Consider the following 21463-nt stretch of genomic DNA (forward strand, 5'->3'; position numbering starts at 1 on the left):
TGAGGCGCCGCGCCGGCGCCGAGAGAAACCAGGCCAAACAAGGTATCCGATTGTGTCTGATGTCAGCGGTACAGCACGTTGGTTGGAGCCCTCGGCCGACATGGCTTCGAGGCGTAACCTCTGGCTTGCCTGCCTGATCGCACTGACCGCGCTTCTGGTGATCGGCAATCTCGCCAGCGACGTCGGGCTCGATGTGAAATATGGCTGGGACACTCGCGTCAATTGCGCGGCGGTGGATGCCTATGCCGGCGGACTCGATCCCTACTTCGTCAAGAACCTGAAGGGCACCAAGCTCTCTTACCCCTATCTGCCGGTGACGCTGGAGGCCTTCCGTCCCTTTTGCGCGGATGGCATTCTGGTCGCTCATTACAAAACTATCTTTCCCGTGCTGGCCGTGCTCTGCGGCCTTCTCTTGCCAGGTCTTGGCTTGCCCGGTCTTGGCGTGCCCGGTCTTGGCCGAGCGCGCCCGAGCGCTCGCGACGTTGGGCTCAGGGTGCTCTGCGCGCTCGGCGCATTCGTCGGTTTCGAATGGGTCCAGGCGTCGGGCAACTTCGCGATCCTGAGCGGCGTGCTGACCGCGATCGCGCTGAGGCTTCTGCTTTCTCCGCCCGCATCCGGAGCGGCAGAGGACCGCAGCTTTCCGTCGCGCCTCGCCGGCGCCGCGCTGCTCGGCCTCGTGATGTCGTTCAAGCTGGTGTTCTTTCCCGTGCTGGCCGCGCTGTACTTCCTGCCGCTGCCGCGCCGCCGCAAGCTGATGCTGATCGCGATGGCTGTGTTCAGCTTCGCCTTGCCGATCCTGATATCGCGGCTGGCATACCCCGATCTGTTCGCGAGCTGGCAACTTGCGGTGGCCGGAAAGATTCCGGACCAGCACCTCGTCGAGCTGTTCGAGAGCAATCCGTCCCTGCTGCTGCTGGCGCGGGATCTGATGGGGCATGTGGGCCTGATCGATAGCAAACCGGCGATCTTCGCAACCTATGCCTTCGCCGTGACCGCACTGGTGCTCGTGCCGTTCGCCCTGTCCATCCTGCGCTTGATCGGGAGCCGCCCGGCGCACGAGGGAGATTCGCTTCCTGCGCGAGTGGATCGCTGGCTGATGGATCACCCCCGTGCAGCCATGCGCATCACGGTGCTGGCGATGTTTGCGCTCTATCTCAGCTCGCCGCGCCTCAAGGAATATGCCTTCTTCGAGCTCGCGCTCTATGCCGCGATCCTGCTGGTCGATCTTCCAGCCAGGGCACTGGCCGCCGCGCTCACCGTCGGTCTCCTGATGCCCTCATTGATCTTCGTGACGGGGAGTTCCCCCGAGGACAATTCCATCCAGCTCTTCAGCGCGCTGATGTTCTTCTGGGTCCTGCTGCTCGACGCCCGTCATGCGGGCCGGGTGCCGGACACGGTCCAGCTATAGCCGTGGCGGTGGTAGAGCCGAACATCCCCGAATCCGCCATCCGACAGCAGTGCCTCCGCTTCGGCGCGCGTGTAGTATTTCGCGTAGGCGGGATTGAGCTGATCGTAGATGGTCAAGCGGCGAACGCTGCGCGGAAACTTCGCCAGCACCGAACGCATGTAGGACCGCATCGGTAGCGGCAATATCCGGCACAGCCCGATATAGGCTGTCAGCGCCCATTCCAGACCATGCGACAGCACCACCAGCAGCCGGTGCGGCAGCAGCACGGTGAGCTTGCGCAGCGGGATCGCGAGCGACAGATAGGTCTCGTTGCCTTCGTAGCCGTAGAGCCAGACGATGCAGCGTCCGCCGGGGCGCAACGCATCATAGGCCGCGTGAACCACCGGCGCCGGCTCGGGGATGTGATGCAGCACCCCCATCGAAACCACATAGTCGAGCCCGAGATCGGGCGGCAAGCGGTCGCCGGGCGCCTGCAAATAGTCGATGCGCTCCGCGCGGGCCGCCGTGTTGTCCTTCAGGACCAGCATGGCATCGGAGGGTTCGACCGCGACGACACGATCCGCTCCGGCATCGAGCAGCATGTTGACGATGCGTCCCGTGCCGCTCCCGATATCGGCGATCCACTTGCCCTTGACCTCGTCGAGGGAAAGCAACGGACCGAACAGATCGGCAAGCAGGTCCGCCGAGCCGTAATAAGCGGGGTTTTCGCGGAACGCGGTCCATTGCTCGCCGAAATCGTTGATCGTCTGGTCCTTCAGGTCCGGCATGTGCCCGCTCCCTACGCTCGGCGCGGCGAGGGGGTCGCAAGCCCCGTCAACCAGATGCCCAGCGTCAGGATCGGCCACAGCGCGAACGCATTGTCGCTCCTGGCCTCGCGATGCGCAGTCCACAGCAGCCGGATCGCCTCCGGTTTCAGGAAGGGCGCAAAAACGTCGGCCTCCCTGTCGAGCACCCGGTCGCAGATCGGCCGCAGCCCACCGCGTCGCATCAGTTGCGCGATCGGCACGTTGAAGCCGCGCTTGCGCGACCATGCGGCCTCTCCCGGCATGCCCAGGCGCTCGGCGAGTTTGCGCAACACATATTTCGGTGCGCCCTTGGGCCAGGGATTGAGCAGCGAGACATCGAGGCTGCCGGCGAGGTCCATGACCCGTCGATCGAGGATCGGCACGCGCACTTCGAGACCATGCGCCATGCTCATGGCATCGACCTTGGTGAGGACGCTTTGCAGATGGAAGCGCTGGTCGGCGATCAGCGCCCGATCCAGCACGTTGTCATGCGGCTCCGAATAATATTCGGCGTATTCCGCGAACGGGTCAGTCGATGCAAGATCGGCCATACCGCGGTCATAGATCTTCTCGGCGAGAAAGCGGGGAACGAGCCGCCGCCATTGCAGATGCGGGCTGTTGCCGGCTTCGCCCAACCCGAGTGCGAAGCGGGCGAGTTGCGCCGCTGCCGGAAGCCGCTTCTCGTTGCCGCGCACCGACGCATAGGCGAGGCGTCCGGTCAGCCCGGCAAGGCCGCGCGGAACGACGTGGCGCGCGCGCTCCGCCATCATGGTCGCGGCATAGGTCTCATATCCGGCGAAGAACTCGTCGCCGCCATCGCCGGACAGAACCACCGTGGAATGCCGGCGGACCGCACCAGCCAGATGATAGAAGCCGAGCGCGCCCGTGTCGGAGCATTGGCCGTCGAAATGATAGACCACCGCCCGCAGCGACGCCTCGGCATCCTCGCCCGCTTCCCCGTCGATGACGTTGAGCGACAGGCCGGCGGCGGTGGCGATCTGCTGCGCCACCGCGGTTTCATCATGGCTTTTCTCGGTGAAGCCGGCCGTGAACAGCGGCGGCTTCAAGCCGAGCCGGCCCAGCGTCAGGCTGATCAGCGAACTGTCGATGCCGCCGCTCTGCAGCACGGCGAGCGGCACGTCGCTCACCATCTGGCTCTTGACCACGGTCTCGATCGTCGATTGCAGCCGGACAACGGCTTCGTCGAGGTCGCGGATCGCAGGCGCACGCACCGGCCGCCAGAAGCGTCGCTCGGTTCGCTCGCGCTCGGTGAATCCGATCATCGTGCCGGGCGGGAGCTGCTTGATGTCCTGGTACAGGCTCGTTTGCGTCCCTGGATGGCCTGCGGCGAGATAGGTATGCAGGGCCACGGGATCGATCCGCGCGGTGAGGTCTCCGCCCGCCGTAAGTCCCTTGATCTCGCTTGCGAACAGAACGCGGCTGCCGTTCTCGGAATAATACAGCGGCTTGATCCCGATGCCGTCGCGCGCCAGGATCAGGCGGCGCTCCTGCCGATCCCACAGGCCGATCGCGAAAAATCCCTCCAGGCGTTCGAACATCGCCTCACCCCAGGCGAGATACGCGTAAGGGAGGATCTCGGTGTCGCAGGTGCTGCGAAAGCGGACGCCGAACGATCGCTCGAGCTCGCTGCGCAACTCGTGATCGTTGTAGATCTCTCCATTGTAGGTGACGACGATGCGTTCCGAGGCATCGAGCATCGGCTGGCGCCCGGCATCGGAGAGATCGCGGATGGCGAGCCGGCGGTGGGCGAGGCCGACGGGGCCGTCCAGCCAGGTGCTCTCGCCGTCCGGCCCGCGATGGACCAGCGCTGCCGACATCGCCGCAACCGCACGGCCGTCGGCGGGCCGACCGTCACGATGAAAGATGCCCGCTATGCCGCACATCGCGTTCCCTTGCCGCGGGAGGTCATGGTCGCTGATTCATGATCTGCTTCAGCAGCACCGCGAGCAGTCCCATGGCGACGACGAGAATGCTGAGCAGGATCGCGCCGACGCCCAGCACGAAGGCGCTGACGACCTGCAGGATGATCCCGCCGATCAGCGAGACCAGCGCGAGCGCCATGCACATCATCGCCAGCAGCACGAAGATCTTCAGCGGATTGTAGTAGGTGCAGGCCTCCAGGACGTATTGCAGTGTCCGAATGGAGTCGCGGAACAGGTTCACCTTGGAGCGGCCGATGCGCTCCTTGTAGTCGATGTCGATGTAGTCGACGAACTTCGCGTTCATCATGTAGGCGAGCGTCAGCGACGTCGTGAAGCTGAAAAGGTCGCTGACATGCTCGAAATAGGAGATCGCGACCTGCCGGCCGAACACGCGCAGGCCGGAATTGATGTCGGGGATCTCGCGGTTGGCGGTGAATTCGACGATCGCCTTGAGGATCGCGCGCAATGGCGATTTCAGCCTCGACTCGCGGTAGTTGGGCCCGGTCCGGGCGCCGACGACCATGTCGAACCCCTGGTTGAAGCGCGCGACCAGCGCCGGGATCGTCTCCATCGGGTAGGAGCCATCCGCGTCGCTGATGACGATCGTGTCGTAGGACGCAGCGCGAATTCCATCCTTCAGCGAGCGGCCATAGCCGATGTTGTGGGGATGCCTCAGCACCTTTGCACCGGCCTGTTCGGCAAGCTCGCCGGTGCCGTCGGCCGAACCATCGTCGACAATGATGATCTCATAGGGAGTGAGCTGAGCGCCGTCGAGGGCCGCCTTGGCTCGATCAATGGTTTCAACGATGCCGTTGCGCTCGTTGAGCGCAGGAATGACGACTGAAATCATAAGCGGCGTGCAATGCAGGTGACGGATTGCCCAAAGAAGCTTCGCGAGAGCGGATCGAGCGCCCGCGACAGCGGCACGGCATATTTGTCGAACAGGGCGATCTGCCCGTTGACGGCGGCATCGTTCAGCGACTGATGCCGCTTCAGACGATTGGCAAGCCATCCCAGCCCGCCGATCGGATTGAAGTAATTCAGCCGGACCAGCTCGACCGGTTGATCGGCGAGCAGCTTGGCGAGGCGCGCGGTGGTGTAGCGGCGGCAGTGTCCCGCCAGGCGATCGAGATCGTTGTAGAGCAGCATCAGGGCGGGAACGCTGATCAGGAGATGGCCGCCGGGCTTGAGCACCTGGACCAAATTGGCAACCGCCGTGGCGTCATCCTCGATGTGCTCGAGCACATTGATGGTGAAGACCGCATCGACGCCTTGGGGAAACAGGGAACTCAGCTGATCGCGGACCAGAATGTCGCAGACGGCGAACTTGCGATCGGGCATCGCCTTGGCGGCACGTTCGACGCTTTCGCGGTCGTGGTCCACGCCGCAATAATCGCCCAGCTCGCCCAGCACTCTGCTGTAGAGCCCATGCCCGAACCCGACCTCGAGGATCGCACCCTTCAGGTAGGGACGGAACTGGTCGATAACCCAGTTCATGTAGTTCTGCGCGTCGGCGATTGCGCTCGAATACGTATCGGCCCCGACTTTCAGGCCTTCCGTCGTGGACTGGGCGGGAAAGGAGGTTTGAGCCATGGAGCCTGCGCCTTGTTCTCGCTCGGGTTAGCAGCGAGCGCCACATTTCTCAAGGACATGTGCAGCACAATCGCCTTAAAGTTGACGGCTCATGCGACAGGAACATGATGTGCTCCGACGCGCGCTCGATGCGCTGAAATCCCGCCTCGATCATCGATCCGTCGCCTGCTTTCGGTGAAGCGGCTGCTTGGACTCGGGCGAGGGCGATCTTCAGATGCTGAAGCCGTGCAACAGAGCTGTTGGGCAGATCGAGACGTCACCGGAGGCGTGTTCGATGATCGCTCAGCTGAAGCGGAGGGTAGACCGCCTTCATCGCGGAGCATCAAATCTCGTGGTGCGGGCAGCCGGGGTCGAACCGGCACAGCGCTTGCGCACCGAGGGATTTTAAGTCCCTTGCGTCTACCAATTCCGCCATGCCCGCTTGATCCAACGAGATCAAACACTTAAGTCCATCCTGGCCGTCTGGAATTGGCGCGTTGCGAGCCCGGAGGGACGGTTCTTCCTTAAGCGAGCCGGGCGCACAAGGCAAAGCCTCAATCCGGACATCTGTTGTTGCTTTAGGCATTCTCAATCCAAGGGGACTATTCATCCGGCATGGCTGCTTCGTTTTCCACTTCGCCGCGCGGCTTCGGCGCGCTCCTCGCGCTGCTTGCGGCCGGCGCCGCGCTGTCCGGCTGCGCCGGCATGAGCGAGACGGTCGCGCCGGCCTTTGCCGATCCCGCCAAATACGAATTGTACGACTGCAAGCAGCTGGAGGCCGAGCGCAAGTCGCTCGCCAAGCGCACTGACGATTTGCGGGGGTTGATGGAGAAGGCGGAGACCGGGACGGGTGGCGCCGTGGTGTCCGAGCTCGCTTATCGCAACGACTATGTTGCCGTGCGCGGGTCGGCGCAAATGGCCGAAGACGCCTGGCGCCGCAACAAGTGCCGGGAAACGCCGCCGGAGGCGACCCCGCCTGCCACGCAATTGTCGCCCGCGGCGGCTGCCAAGCCCGCTTCGAAATCCGGGAAAACGTCCCGCTGAGGCGCCGCGCTGGCGGCGCTTCGCATCAGGGCCGCCAGCCGTAGATCCAGTCCTGCCGCGCCAGCATGCGGTCCGGGCCGAGCGCGCGGATCGCAAGATCGCGTGCGGCCGCAAGCGGCCCGCCGAGATGATAGATGCGGCCCTGCTGCCGCGCGGTCCGCTGCACCCGCCGCACCCGCGCCTGACGGGCACGGCCGTATTGCGTCAGCGCAGCACTGATGCCTGCCGTGCTCTCGGCGGCTTCAAGGCTCAGATGCCGGGCGAGCACCGCGGCATCCTCGATCGCCATGCCGGCGCCCTGGGCCGCAAAAGGCAGCATCGCATGCACGGCATCGCCGAGCAGCGCCACCGGACCTTTGCTCCAGGGGCAGCCGTCGGGCACGCCGAACAGCGCCCATTTCCGCCAGCTGTCGACCGTGGCCAGCATCATGCGCGCCGAGGCCGGCCAGCGCGGCGCGGCGAAGGCGTCCATCACTTCCCGCGGATCGCCGGGCGTGCTCCAGCCCGGCCTGTTCCAGGTGCCCGGCAACACAGCGACCACGTTGATCTGGCGTCCGCCCGCGATCGGATAGGCGACGAGATGGGCATTCGGCCCCATCCACAGCTGCACCCGGCGCGCGGTGTAGTCCTTTGGCAGTTGCGTGGCATCCAGCGTGCCGCGCCAGGCGATCAGCCCGGAGAAGCGCGGCTGCACCTCGGGAAACAGATGCTGGCGGACCGTCGACCAGATGCCGTCGGCGCCGATCAGCGCGCTGGCGAGATCGCTGCGGCGGATCGTGCCGCTGCGATGGACCACCGTCAGCCCCTTGGCATGAGGCGCGACATCTTCGAAGGTCGCGCCCAGCTTGAGGTCGATGTCGGGATGATCGGCGACAGCACCGGCCAGCGCGGATTGCAGGTCGGCGCGGTGCACCACCCAATAGGGAGCGCCGGCCCGCAGCGAAGCTGCTTCACCGAGCGGCATGCGCAAAAGCTCGCCGCCGGCCCGCGCGCTCATGATCGAGACCGCTTCCGGGGTGACGGCGCGCAGCCTGAGGCGCTCGGTGAGGCCGAGCTCGACCAGCACGCGGCTGGCATTGGGGGAGAGTTGCAGGCCGGCGCCGACTTCCTCGAGCCGCTCGGCCTTTTCCAGCACGACGATGCGGAAGCCGCGGGCTGCCAGCGCCAGCGCGGCCGTCAGTCCACCGATGCCGGCACCGGCGATGACAATCGTGCGGGAGAACGCCACCCCTGACCGATGGAAACGGTCAGGCCACCTTGTCCTTCAGGACGCATTCCGGCGGGCGGGCTTCGCCCGCCTTCAGATCGGCCGCGAAGCGGTACAGCGTCGAGCAGTAGGGGCAGATGATCTCGTTGTCGTTGCCGAGGTCGAGGAAGACGTGCGGATGGTCGAACGGAGGGTTGGCGCCAACGCACATGAACTCTTGCGAGCCGATCTCGATGACGGGGACACCGGCATCGTTATGGAAGTGCGGGACGACATGGTCGGACATCGTAACTCATCCTGGAGTGGCAATGGCGGCAGACACAATCACGAACTGACGCGGCATCTTTAAGGCGCCGCGGACCATACTGGCGGGTGTGGATGATTGCTAGTCCAGCGGAACCGAAAGGTTCGCAATTGCCCCATGCTCATTTGCTCATGCAAATTCGACACAATCTTAAGGCCTGAGAGAAGCCCTTCTTTCGTCGGGGACGTTGTGTCGCAATTTTGGCATACTATGTCTGTGGACGAGCAAATTTGCGCCGAAAGACGAATCGACCGGCGCAAGGGATCCCAGGGACTTCCGGGCTTTTCCACATGAAGTGGCTGCGAATCACCACAGCGTTGACCGGTATCGCCGCGTGCGGCTTCATGCTCGCGCAGGTAGCACCGCACGCGCGCGAGGCCGGCGTGATCCTCGCCGCCCAGGATGATCCGGCCGTGCTCTCCGAGCTGAAGCTCGATGCATTGCTGCGGCAGAACGACCATCTGGTTCAGGACAACATCGAGGCCGCACTCGCCGCCGGCGATGCGGATCTCGCCGACAGTTTTGTCGCGCTCGCGCGCGACCGCAACATCGCGCTGCCCGACGACCTCCTGGGCCGCGTCAATGACGCGGTCAAAGCCGAAAGCTCCACCTCGCATTTCGCCAAACGTTTCGCCACCGGCCTCGTCACCGGCAATGCCGACGATGTCGCGAGCCTCTCGGGGACGGTGGCGGGCGATCTCTTCGTGATCGGCGACATCAGGGACGTGGTGCGCGAGGGCAAGCATCTTGCCATGGGCGAGGACACCGACCGGCTCGTGCTCGGGCTTGCGGCGGCCGGCCTTGCGGTGACGGCGGCAACCTACGTGTCCGTCGGTGGTGCCGCGCCGGTGCGCGCCGGACTGACGCTGGTGAAGGATGCACGCAAAGTCGGGCGGCTCGGCGAGGGGCTGGCGGTCTGGGCCGGCCGTTCCGCGCGCGAGGTCGTCGACACGCCGGCGCTGCGGAATGCGGTGGTATCAGGCTCGGTGCTGCGGCCGGGCGAGACCGTCAGCGCGATCAAGGCGGCGTTCCGGGCCGAGAAGGCCGGTGCGCTGGTCCGGCTCGGCAAGGATGTCACGCGCGTCGCCGAGAAGACCGGCACGCGCGGGGCGATGGACACGCTGCGCATCGCCGAAGGTCCCAAGGATGTCGCGCGCGCGGCGCGGCTTGCCGAAGCGCAAGGCGGCAAGACGCGCGCGATCATGAAGCTTTTGGGTCGGGGCGCGCTGCTGCTGATCGGCGGCGCGTTCAATCTGGCGCTCTGGCTGCTCAGTGCGGCACTGACGCTGTTCGGCCTTCTCTCCTCCATCAAGGCGACCACCGAGCGCCTGACCCAGGCCTGGTGCGATCGCAAACGGGCGCGGCGGCTTCGCCGTGCCCGGATCGCCGCGGAAGCTGCTCTGGCCAACGCGGCCGTCACGGCGTGAGGCGCGCGGCGCTCCAGGCTATTGTTTGAGCATGATGTTGCCGGAAAACCGCTGCACGCTTTGCCGGATCGTGCTCTAAGATCAATCACTCCCCACAACACCACGGAACTGCTGATGCCGAGCTTTCACAACGGCGCCGTTGAAATTGCCTATCTCGATGAAGGCGAGGGCGATCCGATCATCCTGGTGCACGGCTTTGCCTCGAGCAAGAACGTGAACTGGGTCTATCCGACCTGGGTCTCGGAGCTGCGCAAGAACGGCCGCCGCGTGATTGCGCTCGACAATCGCGGCCATGGCGAAAGCGCAAAGCTCTACGAGCCCGCGCAGTATTCGATCCCGACCATGGCCGGCGACGTGCTTGCGCTGATGGATCATCTCGCCATCCCGCAGGCCGACATCATGGGTTATTCGATGGGCGGACGGATGGCGGCGTGGCTCTCCCTCAACGAGCCGCAGCGCCTGCGCTCGGCGATCCTCGGCGGCATCGGCATCGGCGGCCTGATCGAGGGCACGGGCCCCGGCGAGAACGTCGCCAAGGCGCTGGAAGCGCCAGATCTCGACGACGTCACCGATCCCGTCGGCCGCACCTTTCGCGCGTTCGCCGATCAGACCCGCTCCGACCGCCGTGCGCTGGCCGCCTGCCTGCGCGGCACACGCGACCTCATGACGAGGGACGAAGCTGCGCGTATCGACGTGCCCGTGCTGATCGCAGTCGGCACCACCGACGACGTCGCAGGAAGTGCCAGCGCGCTCGGTGCGATCATCCCCGGCTCCGAAGTGCTCGACATTCCGAACCGCGACCACATGCGCGCGGTCGGCGACAAGGTCTACAAGACCGGCGTGCTGGATTTCCTCTCGCGCCGCGGCTGAGGCATGGTGTCTGAGGCCAGGAGGTTGTTGCCCCGCTATCCTGAAATGTCCCATCACAAGGGGCTGTCCGCTCCCTTCAGGTCCGCGCGAACCCGGGGCGCTTGCACGTAAGATGCCCCCGCGTGAGGCGGCTAAGTCTTCGGAGGCGACTGTAATCGATGCCCAGCCTGGGCGCGTCGCTCCGCCTCTTCGACTCGAAGGCGGAGATCTTCCAGTTCTGAGAGTCGGGAAGAGAGGTCGTTCAGCCGTTGGGCGAAAAGGATCGCGCAAGACTCCTTCATCAACGCCTCCCGCTCCAAGCTCGGGCCGACTGCGTTGCCCTAGGGGATGGGCGGCGGGAAAACAGGATACCCGTCCAACCGTTCCACTTGCCGTTGAGGCTATGACTTTCGGCATATGGTCCTAACCTGGCGAGGACACCAAAATTCTCGAAAGAGAGACTTGGCTGGTACGCCGGCCAAATCTCGATTTTGGCATCGAGGTGCTTGTATGTCCTTTGACGCGATGGCCGCGGCGGTCGATTGGTTAGATGCCTACCGCGCCGGCGATGTCGACACGATCTTGCGGATGTACGCTGAAGACGCGGTCATCGTCTGCGGTTGCGGTTGCACGAAGACCATTACAGGGCCCGAAGGTCATCGCGCGTATTGGGTCGATCGGATGATCCAATATCCTGCGTCGAAGCTCGACAACTTACAGCAGGCGGAGGAGGGAGCGCTGATCTCTTACGTCGTGCGTGAAGGCCTGGTCAGCGCGGTCTTGAAGTTCAACGCCGCTGGCAAGGTAGCGGTGCACACCTGCGGACCTTCAAACTGACGTGCGATAGGAAAGCCGCCATCGCGGGCAACGGGATGCGAGCTGGTGCCTCTCCCAGGAACACGGACCTTCCGCTCGATCGGGAAACACGTGGTAACCCATTTGTGGTTCCGGCAGTCGCGATCCTCGCTTTCCCGAGGCCCTTTTCGCCTGTGCGTTCAGGATTGGGCTCGGAGGAGCACCGCTATGAGCGCGGCAGCCAAGATCACTAGCCATATCAACGAGACGATCGTGGAGGCGAAGTGCCAATCTACGTCGCGGCGCCTGGGCTGCATTGTGTCTCCTTCCGGAGGCCGCGCGTCGGCTCAGCGGCCTCTATCGTCCTTCCCGTTGGGGCTGCCATCGCGGCCGCCATTGCCCCAGCCATTGTTGCCATGGTGCTGATGGTCGTGGTGAACCGCCCTCGCGCCAGACTGTGCAATCGCGTTGGACGTGAGGGACGTTGATAGCAAAAGGGTGATGGTCGGCGGCGTCACGGCGGCGAACTTTCCGCAGGTCTTCAAGAATTCCCGTCGGTCGTCGTCTTGGTCTGGCATTGCAGTGTCTCCAGAGGGGTAAAAGCGATTAAATCATATTAAATAAATTAAATAAATTAAATTTTGTTCCTGGGAACGGGCGGGAATTCCGGCGCCGGGCGCTGACCTTTCGGCATCCTGGAGTCCGCTAAGGGTTATCGGACCTCAGCTCGAGGCGGGTTGGAACGTCGGCAAAGGGGCCCACGAGCGGACGTGCAAGCGGGTCGCTCGAGAGTGCTTGGAGTCCGCCCAGGGGCTGCTATCGGACTCTGGTTCTTTGCCGACGCGGATAGGCTGTTGAACGCCAAGTCAGTTCCGGGTGTTGCTTTCGATGAAAGCGTTCGCTGCTCGGACGAAACCAAGCGCGATGACTCTTCATTCCAATCTCATGGCGCTTTGACGTCGTCGCCAAACCGCCGCGCCAGCGCCGCCAGCACCACGAAGGTGGCGACCCATACCATCCGCGCGCCATAGCGGTCGTGCGGGCCTGAGATGACGGCACAGATGAAGGCGTTGCCGAGCAGGGCCAGCGTCACGGTCGCCGCCAGCAGCGTCAGGTCGTCGAGCCGGCGGTTTGCCAGCGCGTTGCCGAGCAGCGCGACCAGGGCCAGCATCGAGGCCAGCGCCACCGGCACGTGCAGCCAGTTGATCGCGGTGAAGTCGAGCTGCCAATTCTGCTGTCGCGCGGAGCGCATCGGCGCGGCCTGCGCGGGGATGTAGCGCTCGATGATGCCACGGGTGTGCGGGATCCAGCCATTGGTGCCTTCGCCGGTCGCGACATGCAGCAATTGCTGGCCCATCGCCCGCAACGCCGCGCCGGCCTGCCAGGCCGGATAATCCCTGAGCGACTGCACGACGATGTAACCCATCTCCTCGTTCATGCCTTCGAAGCGGCCAAGCGTGTTGAACATGCTCTTGCCCCACAGGAACTCATCTGCCGTCGCCGGCAGCTCATTGCGATAGGGACAGAGCTTGTAGCGTTCGCGCGGGCAATGGTCGTCGAGGTAACGCGCGACGATGCCGTCCTGCATCATGCGGCCGAAGGCGACGCCGTAACCGCCGGGCGTCCAGGCCAGCTTGCCGGACAGCGCATAATTCGCCGAGACCAGCATCAGGCCGCCCGCAACGATGCTGAGGCTGGCCTGCGCCAATCCCGCCAGCGGTAGGCGCTCCTTGAGAAACGGCCGGGCGATCCAGCCCGCGACGCAAAGACCGAGCAGCACGCCGAGCGTGGCGCTGTGGGTGGCGGCGGCAAAGGCGGTGAAGACGAACAGCGAGATCTTCTCGAGCGCCGAGGTGCGGCTTGCGCCGACGACCAGGAGAAACAGCGACAGCACCGAGAGGCCGGCAAAGATGTCGGTGAGCAGCATGCTCGCAAGCCAGGGCAGCGCGGTCGACAGGATCAGGCCAAGGCTGATCGCGACGAAGCGAAAGGTCTGCATCATCGAGAGCACGCGCAGGGTGAGCTGCAACAGCCATAGCGTTGCCAGCGACTGGACCGCGAGGTTGATCCAGAAGCCAAAACTTTCGCCATAGTGCAGATAGAGGCCGAACACCGTGGAGCGGCTCGGGACGAGATAGCCCTCGTACCAGCGCGCCAGATAGCCGCCGGTATCCCATTGCAACAGCGGGTAGCCGTTCCAGAACGCCGGCGCGATCATCAGGAGGGGCAGGGCCACCGCCGCCAGACGCAGCCAAAGCGTATCCGCGGCGCGCCCGCGCAATTGATCGGTGGTGATGCTCAAATCTGCTCCCCGTCCTCGCCCCGAACCATGCTCGCAATAACGGTCGGGAGAGAATTCACCAATAGTTTGACGCCGCCCGACTTGAATTTGGCAAAACTCTGACCACTTTGAGCCAACCTTGCCGCTTGGGGGCTTCGAAAAAAATCTTTTGTTTCAACGTCTTGGCATGCTTTCGCGGGGCAAGACGCTGTTCACTCCCAGGCAAGCCGGTCAGGACTTCGTCGCCTAAACTATGCTATAGAGCGGGCAAAACGAGCCCACTCGAAAGAGCAAATCCCAAAGAGCAAATCCATGGCAGTGCATCAGGTCAATCCGGGAGGAAAGCTCGCATCGCTCGATCCGATCTGGGATCGGATCCGGGGCGAAGCGGAGGACATCGTCCGTCGCGAGCCGGAGCTTGCGACTTTCATTTATTCGTCCGTGCTGCATCACAGCCGCCTTGAGGATTCGGTGGTCCACCGCGTCGCCGAGCGGCTCGATCACTCCGCATTGTCGGGCGACTTGGTGCGCCAGGCCTATATGGACGCGCTGCGCGACGATCCCGATCTTGGCAACGCCTTCCGCGCCGATCTCGTGGCCGTCTACGACCGCGATCCCGCGACCTCGCGCTTCATCGATCCCTTGCTCTACTTCAAGGGCTTTCACGCGATCCAGACCCATCGCCTCGCGCACTGGCTCTATCTGAGAGGCCGCAAGGATTTCTCGTATTATCTCCAGAGCCGCGCCTCCGCGGTGTTCCAGACCGACATCAATCCCGCCGCGCGCATCGGCCGCGGCATCTTCCTCGACCACGCCACCGGCTTCGTCTGCGGTGAGACGGCGGTGATCGAGGACGACGTCTCGATCCTGCATGGCGTCACGCTCGGCGGCACCGGCAAGGAGAATGAGGATCGTCATCCGAAGATCCGGCACGGCGTCCTGATCGGCGCCGGCGCAAAGATTCTCGGCAACATCGAGATCGGCCATTGCGCGCGCATCGCGGCCGGCTCGGTCGTGGTCAAGCCCGTGCCGCACAACGTGACCGTTGCGGGCGTGCCTGCCAAGGTCGTCGGCGAGGCCGGCTGCGCCGAACCGTCGCGCACGATGGATCAGATGATCAACGCGATGGGGCTTTAAGACCTGGCCTTGAAGGCGAAAAGGGCCGGATTTCCGGCCCTTTCGGTCCCCAAATTCTTTGGCAATTCATGCTGGCGGTTCGTCGCGTCTCGTCCTAAAACCCGCCGACCATTTTCGATCGGAGACTTGCCGTGGACGTCAAAGAAGTCAGAAAGTTAGATGCGTATCTGAAGCGCGTATTCGGCAATCCCAAGATCCGCGTCGTGCCGCGGCCGAAGAAGGACGATTCCGCCGAAGTCTATATCGGCGAGGAATTCATCGGCGTGCTCTTCGTCGACGACGAGGACGACGACCGCTCGTTCCAGTTCCAGATGGCGATCCTCGAAGACGATCTCGTCGATCAGGAATAGATGCGAGCGTGGTCCGGAAAAGTGCGCAGCGGTTTTCCGAAAAGATCATGCTTGAACAACAACCTGAAGCGCGATGACGATTCATCCTGATCGCATCGCGCTTTAGCGCGGTCCGGTGGCGCGATCGGTTCCGGGGTTACGCGCCCACCGCTGCGAGCATGTCGGGGATTGTGACGAATTTTTCCCGCGGCTTGCCGAGCAGGGCTCCCCTGGATTTCTCGGCAGTATCGATCACCATCCAGTCCGGATAGCTCACGACGCGGGTGACGCGGCCGACGACGCGTGCCAGCAGCGCATCCGGCGTGTCCGGGCGCGCTCGCCGATGCGCAAGATCTGCCAGCACGGCCTCTGCCGTGGCGATGCCGCAGCCGCGATTGGTGCCGATCGTGCCGTTCGGACCGCGCTTGCTCCATCCGCAGGCATAGAGGCCCTCGATCACGCAATGCCCGTTCGTGACACGTCCATTGGCATTGGCATGAACGCCGCGATGTGTGTCGTAGGGTACGCCGGTGACGGGCGCCGTCCTGCGGCCGACGCTGCCGAACACGAGGCCGCCGGCGATGTCCTCGACGGCGCCGGACCGGTGCGTCACCGAGAGGGTTTCCACCCGGTCTCGTCCGTGGATCGCGAAGGGCGAGAAGCCAAATCGAAAGACACAGTGGCGCGGCCTGGTCGCGGTCTGCTGCGAAAATCCGCGCAGCAGCGACAGCTTCTCGACCAGCTCCGGATCTGCGGGATGCTGCGGTTCGAAGTCCTTCGGCGTGACATCGCGGTCGTCGACGAGCGTGTCGCATGACCTCAATTCGAGGAAATCGCGCAATTCCTTGGCGCTGAATTTGGCCTGCACCGGTGCGCCGCGGCCGACGATGGAGATCTGGCGAATCCGGCTCGCCGCCAGCACCTCGAGCGCGTGGCGCGCGATGTCGGTCTGTCGCAGCTCGTCGGCGGTCTTGGCGAGAATGCGTGCGACGTCGAGTGCGACATTGCCGTGACCGATGATGATTGCCGCCTGATGGTCGAGATTGAAGCTGAGATCGGCGAAATCGGGGTGCCCGTTGTACCACGCGACGAAATCGCCGGCGCTGTGGCTCCCCGGCAGCGCCTCGCCCGGAATGCCCAGCGGCCGGCTCAGTTCGGCGCCCGTTGCCAACACGACGGCGTTATAGGCCTCACGCAGCTCGTCGACCGTGACATCGTCTCCGACCGTGACACCGCCGAAGAAGCGAAAGCCGGGCATGGCGGCGATGCGGTCGAACGCTGCCGTCACCTGCTTGAGCTTCGGGTGGTCGGGCGCCACGCCGAACCGCACCAGCCCGTACGGCACCGGGAGCCGTTCGAACATGTCGACCGTCACAGATGCACCCGAACGCAAGAGGGCCTCGGCCGTGTAGAAGCCGCTCGGTCCGCTGCCGACGATGGCGACGCGGACTTCGCTTGCAGCGAGGCCTGTCATCGGCCCAGCGCCTGCCGGCGTTCGTCCGCTCCGGGCAGCGCCGGCAGGCGGCCACTGATGACGGGAGTTTCGGCAGCGCGCTTGCGGTTGACGTCGATCCAGAATTTTTTGTCGGCTGCGAGGCGATAGTCGGGCTCGATCGCACCGACCGGGCAGGCCGGCGCGCAGCCGCCGCAGTCGATGCAGTTTTCCGGATCGATATAGGTCATGGACTCATCGAGGTGAAAACACTCGACGGGACACACCGTGACGCATTCGGTGTATCGGCACCCCCGGCAATTGTCGGTGACCACATAAGTCATCGTCAGGCCCCGCTGACTTGGACGAGGATGTCGGAGAAGGTCGGGGCTCGGCCGAGGTCGGCGAACGCCGGCGGCGTCAGCACGTGGACCGTCGCGCCCTTGCGATTGGACCGCTGCCAGTAACCGGACGGCGCCACCACGACTCCAGGCATGATATCGGACGAAACGGTCGCAAAGGCTTCGAATGAGCCCCGATCGTTGAACACGCGAATGGGCGCGCCGGCGACGATCCCGCGCTGTGCGGCATCATCGGGATTGAGAAGCACCGCCTGTTCTTCGCCGGCCTGGGCGGTTTGCGCGGGAAGATTGCCGTAATTCGAGTTCAGGAAGGCGTGGCTCTTCGGCGAGATCAGGCTGAGCGGGTAGCGCGTGGCGAGCACCGGCGCCGTGCGCGGGTTCTCGTTCGGCGGGATGTAGTGGGGCAGGGGATCGACGGGCGTGGCATCCTGGTCGCCATTGTAGCCCTGGCGGAACAGCGGCACCACGAAGTTGCCGCCGCCCGCGATCGTCGATTTGAATTCGCACTTGCCGGAGGCGGTCGGGAAATTGCCCTCGCGATGCGGCGCCCAGTCGGCGGGCGCCGGCATGTTGAGGCGCGCATAGCCCTTGGTCTTGACGCCGTCGAGCGTGATGCCTTCGAGAACCGGATTGCTCCAGTCGAGCGAAGCTTCGATGATTTCGTCGTCGGTCCGGAAGAAAGTGGGGTCGGTGATGCCCATTGCGCGCGCCAGGCGGCGGAACAGCTCGGTGTTGGAGACGGCTTCGCCAAGCGGCGCGATCGCCTGGTTGTTGTAGGAGAGGTAAAGGTGCCCCCAGGAGAACATGATGTCCTTCTGCTCGAGCTGCGTGGTTGCGGGCAAAACGATGTCGGCATATCTGGCGGTGTCGCTCAGGAAGTGCTCGCTGACGACGGTGAAGAGATCCTCGCGTCCGAGCCCATTTTCGAGCTTGGCCTGTTCGCTCACCATCGCCATCGGGTTGGCGTTGTAGACGAACAGCGCCTTGATCGGCGGATCGAAGCCGAGTTCGCCGGTCAACGCCGGGCCGAGGCGCCAGGAGTTCAGCACGCGCATCTTCTCGGGCTGGAGGTCGGGCCGCATCAAGACGTCCCATCTGACCGGGAAGGCCCAGATCGGCAGCTGGAGCAGGCCGCCACCGACATGCTTCCAGGCGCCGATCAGCCCCGGAAGGCAGGCGATCGCACGCACGGTCTGGCCGCCGCCGGCATGCCGCTCGACCGCGACGCCGATGCGTATGACGGCCGGCGGTGTGGTCGCAAATTCTCTGGCCAGCTTGAGGATGTCGTCGACGGGAATGCCAGTTTCCTGCGACGCAAATTCCGGGGTGTAGCTCGCCGCGCGGTCCACCAGCTCGTCGTAGCCGATGGTGTATTTGTCGACGTAATCGCGATCGACCAGCTTCTCCTTGATGATGACGTGGATCATCGCCAGCGCGAGCGCGGCGTCAGTGCCGGGCCGGATCGGAATGTGCCAGTCGGCGAGGCGCGCGGTGCGGGTGCGGACGGGATCGATCACGATGAGCTTGGCGCCGGCCTTTTTTGCCTGCTCGATGAACGGCCAGTGATGCGAGTTCGTGCTCAGCGTGTTGCAGGCCCACAGGATGATGTATTTCGAGTGCACGAAGCTTTCGGGGTCGACGCCGGGCGTGTGCCCGATCGTCATCATGTACGCCGTGCAAGAGGCAGAGTCGCAGAAGGTGCGCTCCAGAACCGTCGCCCCTAACTTGTTGAAGAGGGGATCTCCGACATTCAACCCGTTGATGATGCCCTGCGTGCCCAGATAGCTGTAGGGCAGGATCGCCTGCGCGCCGTGCTCGGCGATCACTGATTTCCAGCGCGATGCGATGGTGTCGATGGCTTCGTCCCAGGAGATCCGCTGGAATTGCCGTGAGCCCTTCGGGCCGACCCGCTTCAGCGGAAAGAGGACGCGCTTGTCGCTGTAGACGCGCTCCTCGTAATTGTTGACCTTGACGCAGAGGCGTCCGCGCGTGAACGGGTGATCGGGATTGCCGCGGACGGCAATCGCCTTGCCGTCCTCGACCGTGGTCAGGATGGAGCAGGTGTCGGGGCAGTCGTGGGGGCATGCGCCTATGACCGTGGACCTCGCCATGGATCTCTCCGCTTCCTGATTCAAGACGGTCCGAAGGATGCGGCGGCCGGGCGCGCCTGGCTTTTCAAAACGTGCGGTGTTGTTGTCCCGGACTGCTCTCGGCCGGTGGACGCCTTGCCGGTTCTCTGGCATGCTAATTGCCTGAACCGGCAATACCTCTCTACCCATACATCGCGTGATCTGGCGGAGATTTCCGATGGGTATGCTTGGCAACTCTGTCGATAAATATGTGACCGGCAGAATGCTCCAGACGTCCAACGACCGGCGGTGGGGGCATCTCCTGGCCGAACGATGGAGTCATGAGCCGGGCGACCTCCCTCCGCAATTGCCGCGCGACACCGAGATCGCGATATTGCTCCGCGGCAGCTCGGTCGTCGACCGCGAAGGCGCCGGCATGCGGCAGCGCACCTTCGGCAGGAGAGGCACCGTCTGGCTCTGCCCGGCCGGCATCCGCGAAGACTTCATCCGCGTCGAGGACCAGATGCAGGAATGCCTGCATCTCTTTCTTCCGGGCAAGCCGTTCGACGACACCATGCTCAGGGATCTCGACATCGATCCTTCGGGCATGTCGATCCGCTACGAGAGCATCGACCGGGACATGTTCATCGAGCACGTCGCGGACCGCATTCTCGCGGAGCTCGCGCAGGAGACCTCCACAGGCCGCCTTTTGATCGAAAGCCTGGGGCGGGCCTTGTCCGCCCATCTGGTGCACAGCTACGCCGCCAGTTCAGTCCGGCTGAAGCAATCCTATGCCGTGCAGAAACCGCTCGATGCGAGGCGCCTGTCGCGCGTCACGGAATTCATCGACGCATCCGTCGAGCGCGAGTTCACCGTGAAGGATCTTGCATCGGTGGCCTGCATGAGCCCGGCGCATTTCTCCCGCAGCTTCAAGGCGGCGACCGGAACTGCACCGCACGAATATGTCAGCCGTCAGCGCCTCGATCTCGCCAAGCGGCTCCTGTCGACCAGCGATCGCCCGCTGGTCGATATCGCGTTTGCCGCGGGATTTTCCTCGCAGGCCAATTTCAACCGCGCCTTCCGCAAGGCGGTCGGCACGACGCCGAGCCATTATCGGGCGCGGAAGGGGCAGGATTGAGCCTGCCCGCATGGGGTTGTTTTCGAGATTTTGTTCGGTGTGGGTTGAGCCCGGCCTGCAAGCCGATCTCGCGGCCGCGCTCACCCCTTCGGTCCGCGCAACTGCGCCGTCAGCCTGTCCATCGCCTCCGCCGCATCGCGCCACTGTGACAGCCAGCTGCGCGGAAAGCGGAAGGTGAGGTCGGCGCCGCCGACGCGGCGCTCGGACAGGCACATGCCGGGCGTTGACGCATCGCGGGTGCAGCGCGCGGTCAGCGCGGGGCTTGCAGCCGAATAGAAATCTTCGCTGCCGTAGGGCGTGTCAGCACGGAACATCCGCATCGTCAGGCCGTCCGCGGGCATCGCTGCGGCCTGGTCGAGATAGCGCGGATAGATCGTCGCAGTTCGCTGCTCGGGCGAGAGCGCATCGTGATGGGCTGTGATCGACAGGAAGATGCGGTCGATCGATTGCACCGCCGCTTCCACCGTGTCGGCGGTGACGTGCTTTGGCGTGCCGGGCGGCTCCAGAGAGGGATAGAGGAAGTCGAGGTCGATACGCTCCTGCGGTCCGGAGTGCCGCTGGATCTTCATGCGGATCGCCGTCACCGGCAGGTTGAACAGCGTGCCGCCGACGCTCACCGGCAGCTTGTCCGGGGCGTTCGCGCCGCGAGTGCCCCAGGTCGGCCACAACAGATAGGCGACGAGCGCGACCGCGCACACCGCAGCAATGCCGCCGAGCACGATCGGGACGGCATGCGCCCAGGTGCGCGTGCGGGGGGACCTATGGGGAACTGCCGAAAACACCGTCATGAGCTTGCGCGAGGTCGAGCCGGAAGTCGGCCGGTGGCCGACGAATCAGCGGCGAATATGCCATGCGGCGCCGATTTCGCGCAGCGTTCCCGGCTGCGGGGGGCGGGGACGGCCCTGCGTGGACGGGACGGCGGCGTTAACCTTCCCTTAAGGATAATGTAGCGTTAACCGGCACCATTTGTCACAGGAATGCTCGGCGTTGCGTAAGGGCGGACCGTTCCGATGACACCTGAAGCTTTCAACACCTTCTTCTCGATCTGCATTGGTTTCGCGCTCGCGGGTGCGCTCGTGAACGGATACCAGGCGCTGGCGCAGCGGCCCGCCGGCTTCGGCCTGCTGCAGGACGGCGTGGCGCCGAAGACCTTCGCTGCGGTGCCGTTCCTGGTGTTCGCCGCGCCCTTCATCATCATGCGCAACACGCTGCGCGGCATGCGCGTGGAAAGCCGCCGTGCCGAGTTCGTGATGATGGCGACCCTCATCGCCGGCTTCTGGAGCATGATGAGCGGCACCTTCTTCCTGATGACGTTGCGCGCGGCCGGCGTTCTGGGCTGACGCCCGCGCATTGAGCGCTGCCGGCGCGGGGCCTTTGCGTC

At 64.4% G+C, this 21463-nt stretch carries 21 protein-coding genes and 1 tRNA gene; 9 read left to right on the forward strand and 13 right to left on the reverse strand.

Annotated elements, in window-relative coordinates:
- The first annotated feature begins 100 nt into the window (after window positions 1-100).
- Window positions 101-1408 carry a hypothetical protein gene (locus tag CIT37_RS15920; RefSeq protein ID WP_049802011.1) on the forward strand — a complete coding sequence of 436 codons (1308 nt, stop codon included), beginning with the start codon at window positions 101-103 and terminating at the stop codon, window positions 1406-1408.
- On the opposite strand, the gene CIT37_RS15925 is transcribed toward CIT37_RS15920, so the two are convergent.
- The 5 genes from CIT37_RS15925 to CIT37_RS15945 form a co-directional block, all read right to left on the reverse strand.
- A complete protein-coding gene (locus CIT37_RS15925) occupies window positions 1372-2175 on the reverse strand; it encodes a class I SAM-dependent methyltransferase (RefSeq protein WP_095426171.1) in 804 nt (267 codons plus the stop codon). The two genes, CIT37_RS15920 and CIT37_RS15925, sit on opposite strands and share 37 nt — an antisense overlap.
- Window positions 2176-2186: 11 nt before the next feature.
- Entirely contained in the window at window positions 2187-4097 is a 1911-nt protein-coding gene (gene asnB / locus CIT37_RS15930; RefSeq protein WP_095426172.1) for an asparagine synthase (glutamine-hydrolyzing), read from the reverse strand.
- A gap of 22 nt (window positions 4098-4119) precedes the next feature.
- Window positions 4120-4986: a glycosyltransferase family 2 protein gene (locus CIT37_RS15935; protein ID WP_028141168.1), complete on the reverse strand. Its 867-nt coding sequence runs from the start codon at window positions 4984-4986 to the stop codon at window positions 4120-4122.
- Window positions 4983-5729: a class I SAM-dependent methyltransferase gene (locus CIT37_RS15940; protein ID WP_049802007.1), complete on the reverse strand. Its 747-nt coding sequence runs from the start codon at window positions 5727-5729 to the stop codon at window positions 4983-4985. The genes CIT37_RS15935 and CIT37_RS15940 overlap by 4 nt, the downstream gene beginning before the upstream one ends.
- 332 nt (window positions 5730-6061) lie before the next feature.
- Window positions 6062-6150: transfer RNA gene (locus CIT37_RS15945), tRNA-Leu, on the reverse strand.
- A 173-nt stretch (window positions 6151-6323) separates the two neighbouring features.
- On the opposite strand from CIT37_RS15945, the gene CIT37_RS15950 reads away from it, so the two are divergent.
- Window positions 6324-6752 (forward strand): twin-arginine translocation pathway signal, encoded by a 429-nt coding sequence (locus CIT37_RS15950; protein WP_095426173.1) that lies wholly within the window; start codon window positions 6324-6326, stop codon window positions 6750-6752.
- 25 nt (window positions 6753-6777) lie between these two features.
- On the opposite strand, the gene CIT37_RS15955 is transcribed toward CIT37_RS15950, so the two are convergent.
- Both CIT37_RS15955 and CIT37_RS15960 read right to left on the reverse strand, forming a co-directional pair.
- On the reverse strand, window positions 6778-7980 hold the full coding sequence (locus CIT37_RS15955) for an FAD-dependent monooxygenase (protein ID WP_095426174.1): 1203 nt from the start codon (window positions 7978-7980) through the stop codon (window positions 6778-6780).
- Window positions 7981-7999: 19 nt separating this feature from the next.
- The gene (locus CIT37_RS15960) at window positions 8000-8245 is read right to left on the reverse strand and encodes a zinc-finger domain-containing protein (RefSeq protein ID WP_007602543.1); all 246 of its coding nucleotides are present in this window, start codon (window positions 8243-8245) and stop codon (window positions 8000-8002) included.
- Between the two features lie 308 nt (window positions 8246-8553).
- On the opposite strand from CIT37_RS15960, the gene CIT37_RS15965 reads away from it, so the two are divergent.
- The 3 genes from CIT37_RS15965 (at window position 8554) to CIT37_RS15975 (ending at window position 11376) form a co-directional block, all read left to right on the forward strand.
- On the forward strand, window positions 8554-9690 hold the full coding sequence (locus tag CIT37_RS15965) for a hypothetical protein (RefSeq protein WP_095426175.1): 1137 nt from the start codon (window positions 8554-8556) through the stop codon (window positions 9688-9690).
- A 114-nt stretch (window positions 9691-9804) separates the two neighbouring features.
- Complete coding sequence (locus CIT37_RS15970; RefSeq protein ID WP_028141164.1) at window positions 9805-10560, forward strand: alpha/beta fold hydrolase; 756 nt, start codon at window positions 9805-9807, stop codon at window positions 10558-10560.
- A gap of 489 nt (window positions 10561-11049) precedes the next feature.
- Window positions 11050-11376 (forward strand): nuclear transport factor 2 family protein, encoded by a 327-nt coding sequence (locus tag CIT37_RS15975; RefSeq protein ID WP_095426176.1) that lies wholly within the window; start codon window positions 11050-11052, stop codon window positions 11374-11376.
- A 305-nt stretch (window positions 11377-11681) separates the two neighbouring features.
- Here the strand turns inward: CIT37_RS15975 and CIT37_RS15980 are convergent, their stop codons facing one another.
- Both CIT37_RS15980 and CIT37_RS15985 read right to left on the reverse strand, forming a co-directional pair.
- Entirely contained in the window at window positions 11682-11912 is a 231-nt protein-coding gene (locus CIT37_RS15980) for a hypothetical protein (RefSeq protein WP_038949924.1), read from the reverse strand.
- A gap of 365 nt (window positions 11913-12277) precedes the next feature.
- Window positions 12278-13636 (reverse strand): hypothetical protein, encoded by a 1359-nt coding sequence (locus CIT37_RS15985; RefSeq protein ID WP_028141162.1) that lies wholly within the window; start codon window positions 13634-13636, stop codon window positions 12278-12280.
- 291 nt (window positions 13637-13927) lie between these two features.
- Between CIT37_RS15985 and cysE the strand changes: the two genes are divergently transcribed.
- Window positions 13928-14752 (forward strand): serine O-acetyltransferase, encoded by an 825-nt coding sequence (gene cysE, locus CIT37_RS15990; RefSeq protein WP_038949923.1) that lies wholly within the window; start codon window positions 13928-13930, stop codon window positions 14750-14752.
- Between the two features lie 131 nt (window positions 14753-14883).
- Window positions 14884-15102, forward strand: coding sequence for a DUF3126 family protein (locus CIT37_RS15995; RefSeq protein WP_007602550.1), 219 nt, complete (start codon window positions 14884-14886; stop codon window positions 15100-15102).
- Between the two features lie 136 nt (window positions 15103-15238).
- On the opposite strand, the gene CIT37_RS16000 is transcribed toward CIT37_RS15995, so the two are convergent.
- From CIT37_RS16000 to CIT37_RS16010, 3 genes are read right to left on the reverse strand one after another with little or no spacing between them, the layout of a single operon-like run.
- Window positions 15239-16555, reverse strand: coding sequence for an FAD-dependent oxidoreductase (locus tag CIT37_RS16000; protein ID WP_028141160.1), 1317 nt, complete (start codon window positions 16553-16555; stop codon window positions 15239-15241).
- The gene (locus CIT37_RS16005) at window positions 16552-16857 is read right to left on the reverse strand and encodes a ferredoxin family protein (protein WP_028141159.1); all 306 of its coding nucleotides are present in this window, start codon (window positions 16855-16857) and stop codon (window positions 16552-16554) included. Before CIT37_RS16005 ends, CIT37_RS16000 begins: the two co-directional genes overlap by 4 nt.
- 2 nt (window positions 16858-16859) lie before the next feature.
- Window positions 16860-18986, reverse strand: a complete 2127-nt coding sequence (locus CIT37_RS16010) for a molybdopterin-containing oxidoreductase family protein (protein WP_028141158.1) — start codon at window positions 18984-18986, stop codon at window positions 16860-16862.
- Window positions 18987-19182: 196 nt separating this feature from the next.
- On the opposite strand from CIT37_RS16010, the gene CIT37_RS16015 reads away from it, so the two are divergent.
- On the forward strand, window positions 19183-20082 hold the full coding sequence (locus CIT37_RS16015; protein ID WP_240536450.1) for an AraC family transcriptional regulator: 900 nt from the start codon (window positions 19183-19185) through the stop codon (window positions 20080-20082).
- An 80-nt stretch (window positions 20083-20162) separates the two neighbouring features.
- Here the strand turns inward: CIT37_RS16015 and CIT37_RS16020 are convergent, their stop codons facing one another.
- A complete protein-coding gene (locus CIT37_RS16020) occupies window positions 20163-20870 on the reverse strand; it encodes a hypothetical protein (RefSeq protein WP_028141156.1) in 708 nt (235 codons plus the stop codon).
- 222 nt (window positions 20871-21092) lie between these two features.
- Here CIT37_RS16020 and CIT37_RS16025 point away from each other — a divergent pair, with 222 nt between their 5' ends.
- The gene (locus CIT37_RS16025; protein WP_018322105.1) at window positions 21093-21422 is read left to right on the forward strand and encodes a DUF6949 family protein; all 330 of its coding nucleotides are present in this window, start codon (window positions 21093-21095) and stop codon (window positions 21420-21422) included.
- The last annotated feature ends 41 nt before the right edge of the window (window positions 21423-21463 follow it).

This window comes from Bradyrhizobium ottawaense, assembly GCF_002278135.3.
In the GTDB taxonomy this organism is placed as follows: domain Bacteria; phylum Pseudomonadota; class Alphaproteobacteria; order Rhizobiales; family Xanthobacteraceae; genus Bradyrhizobium; species Bradyrhizobium ottawaense.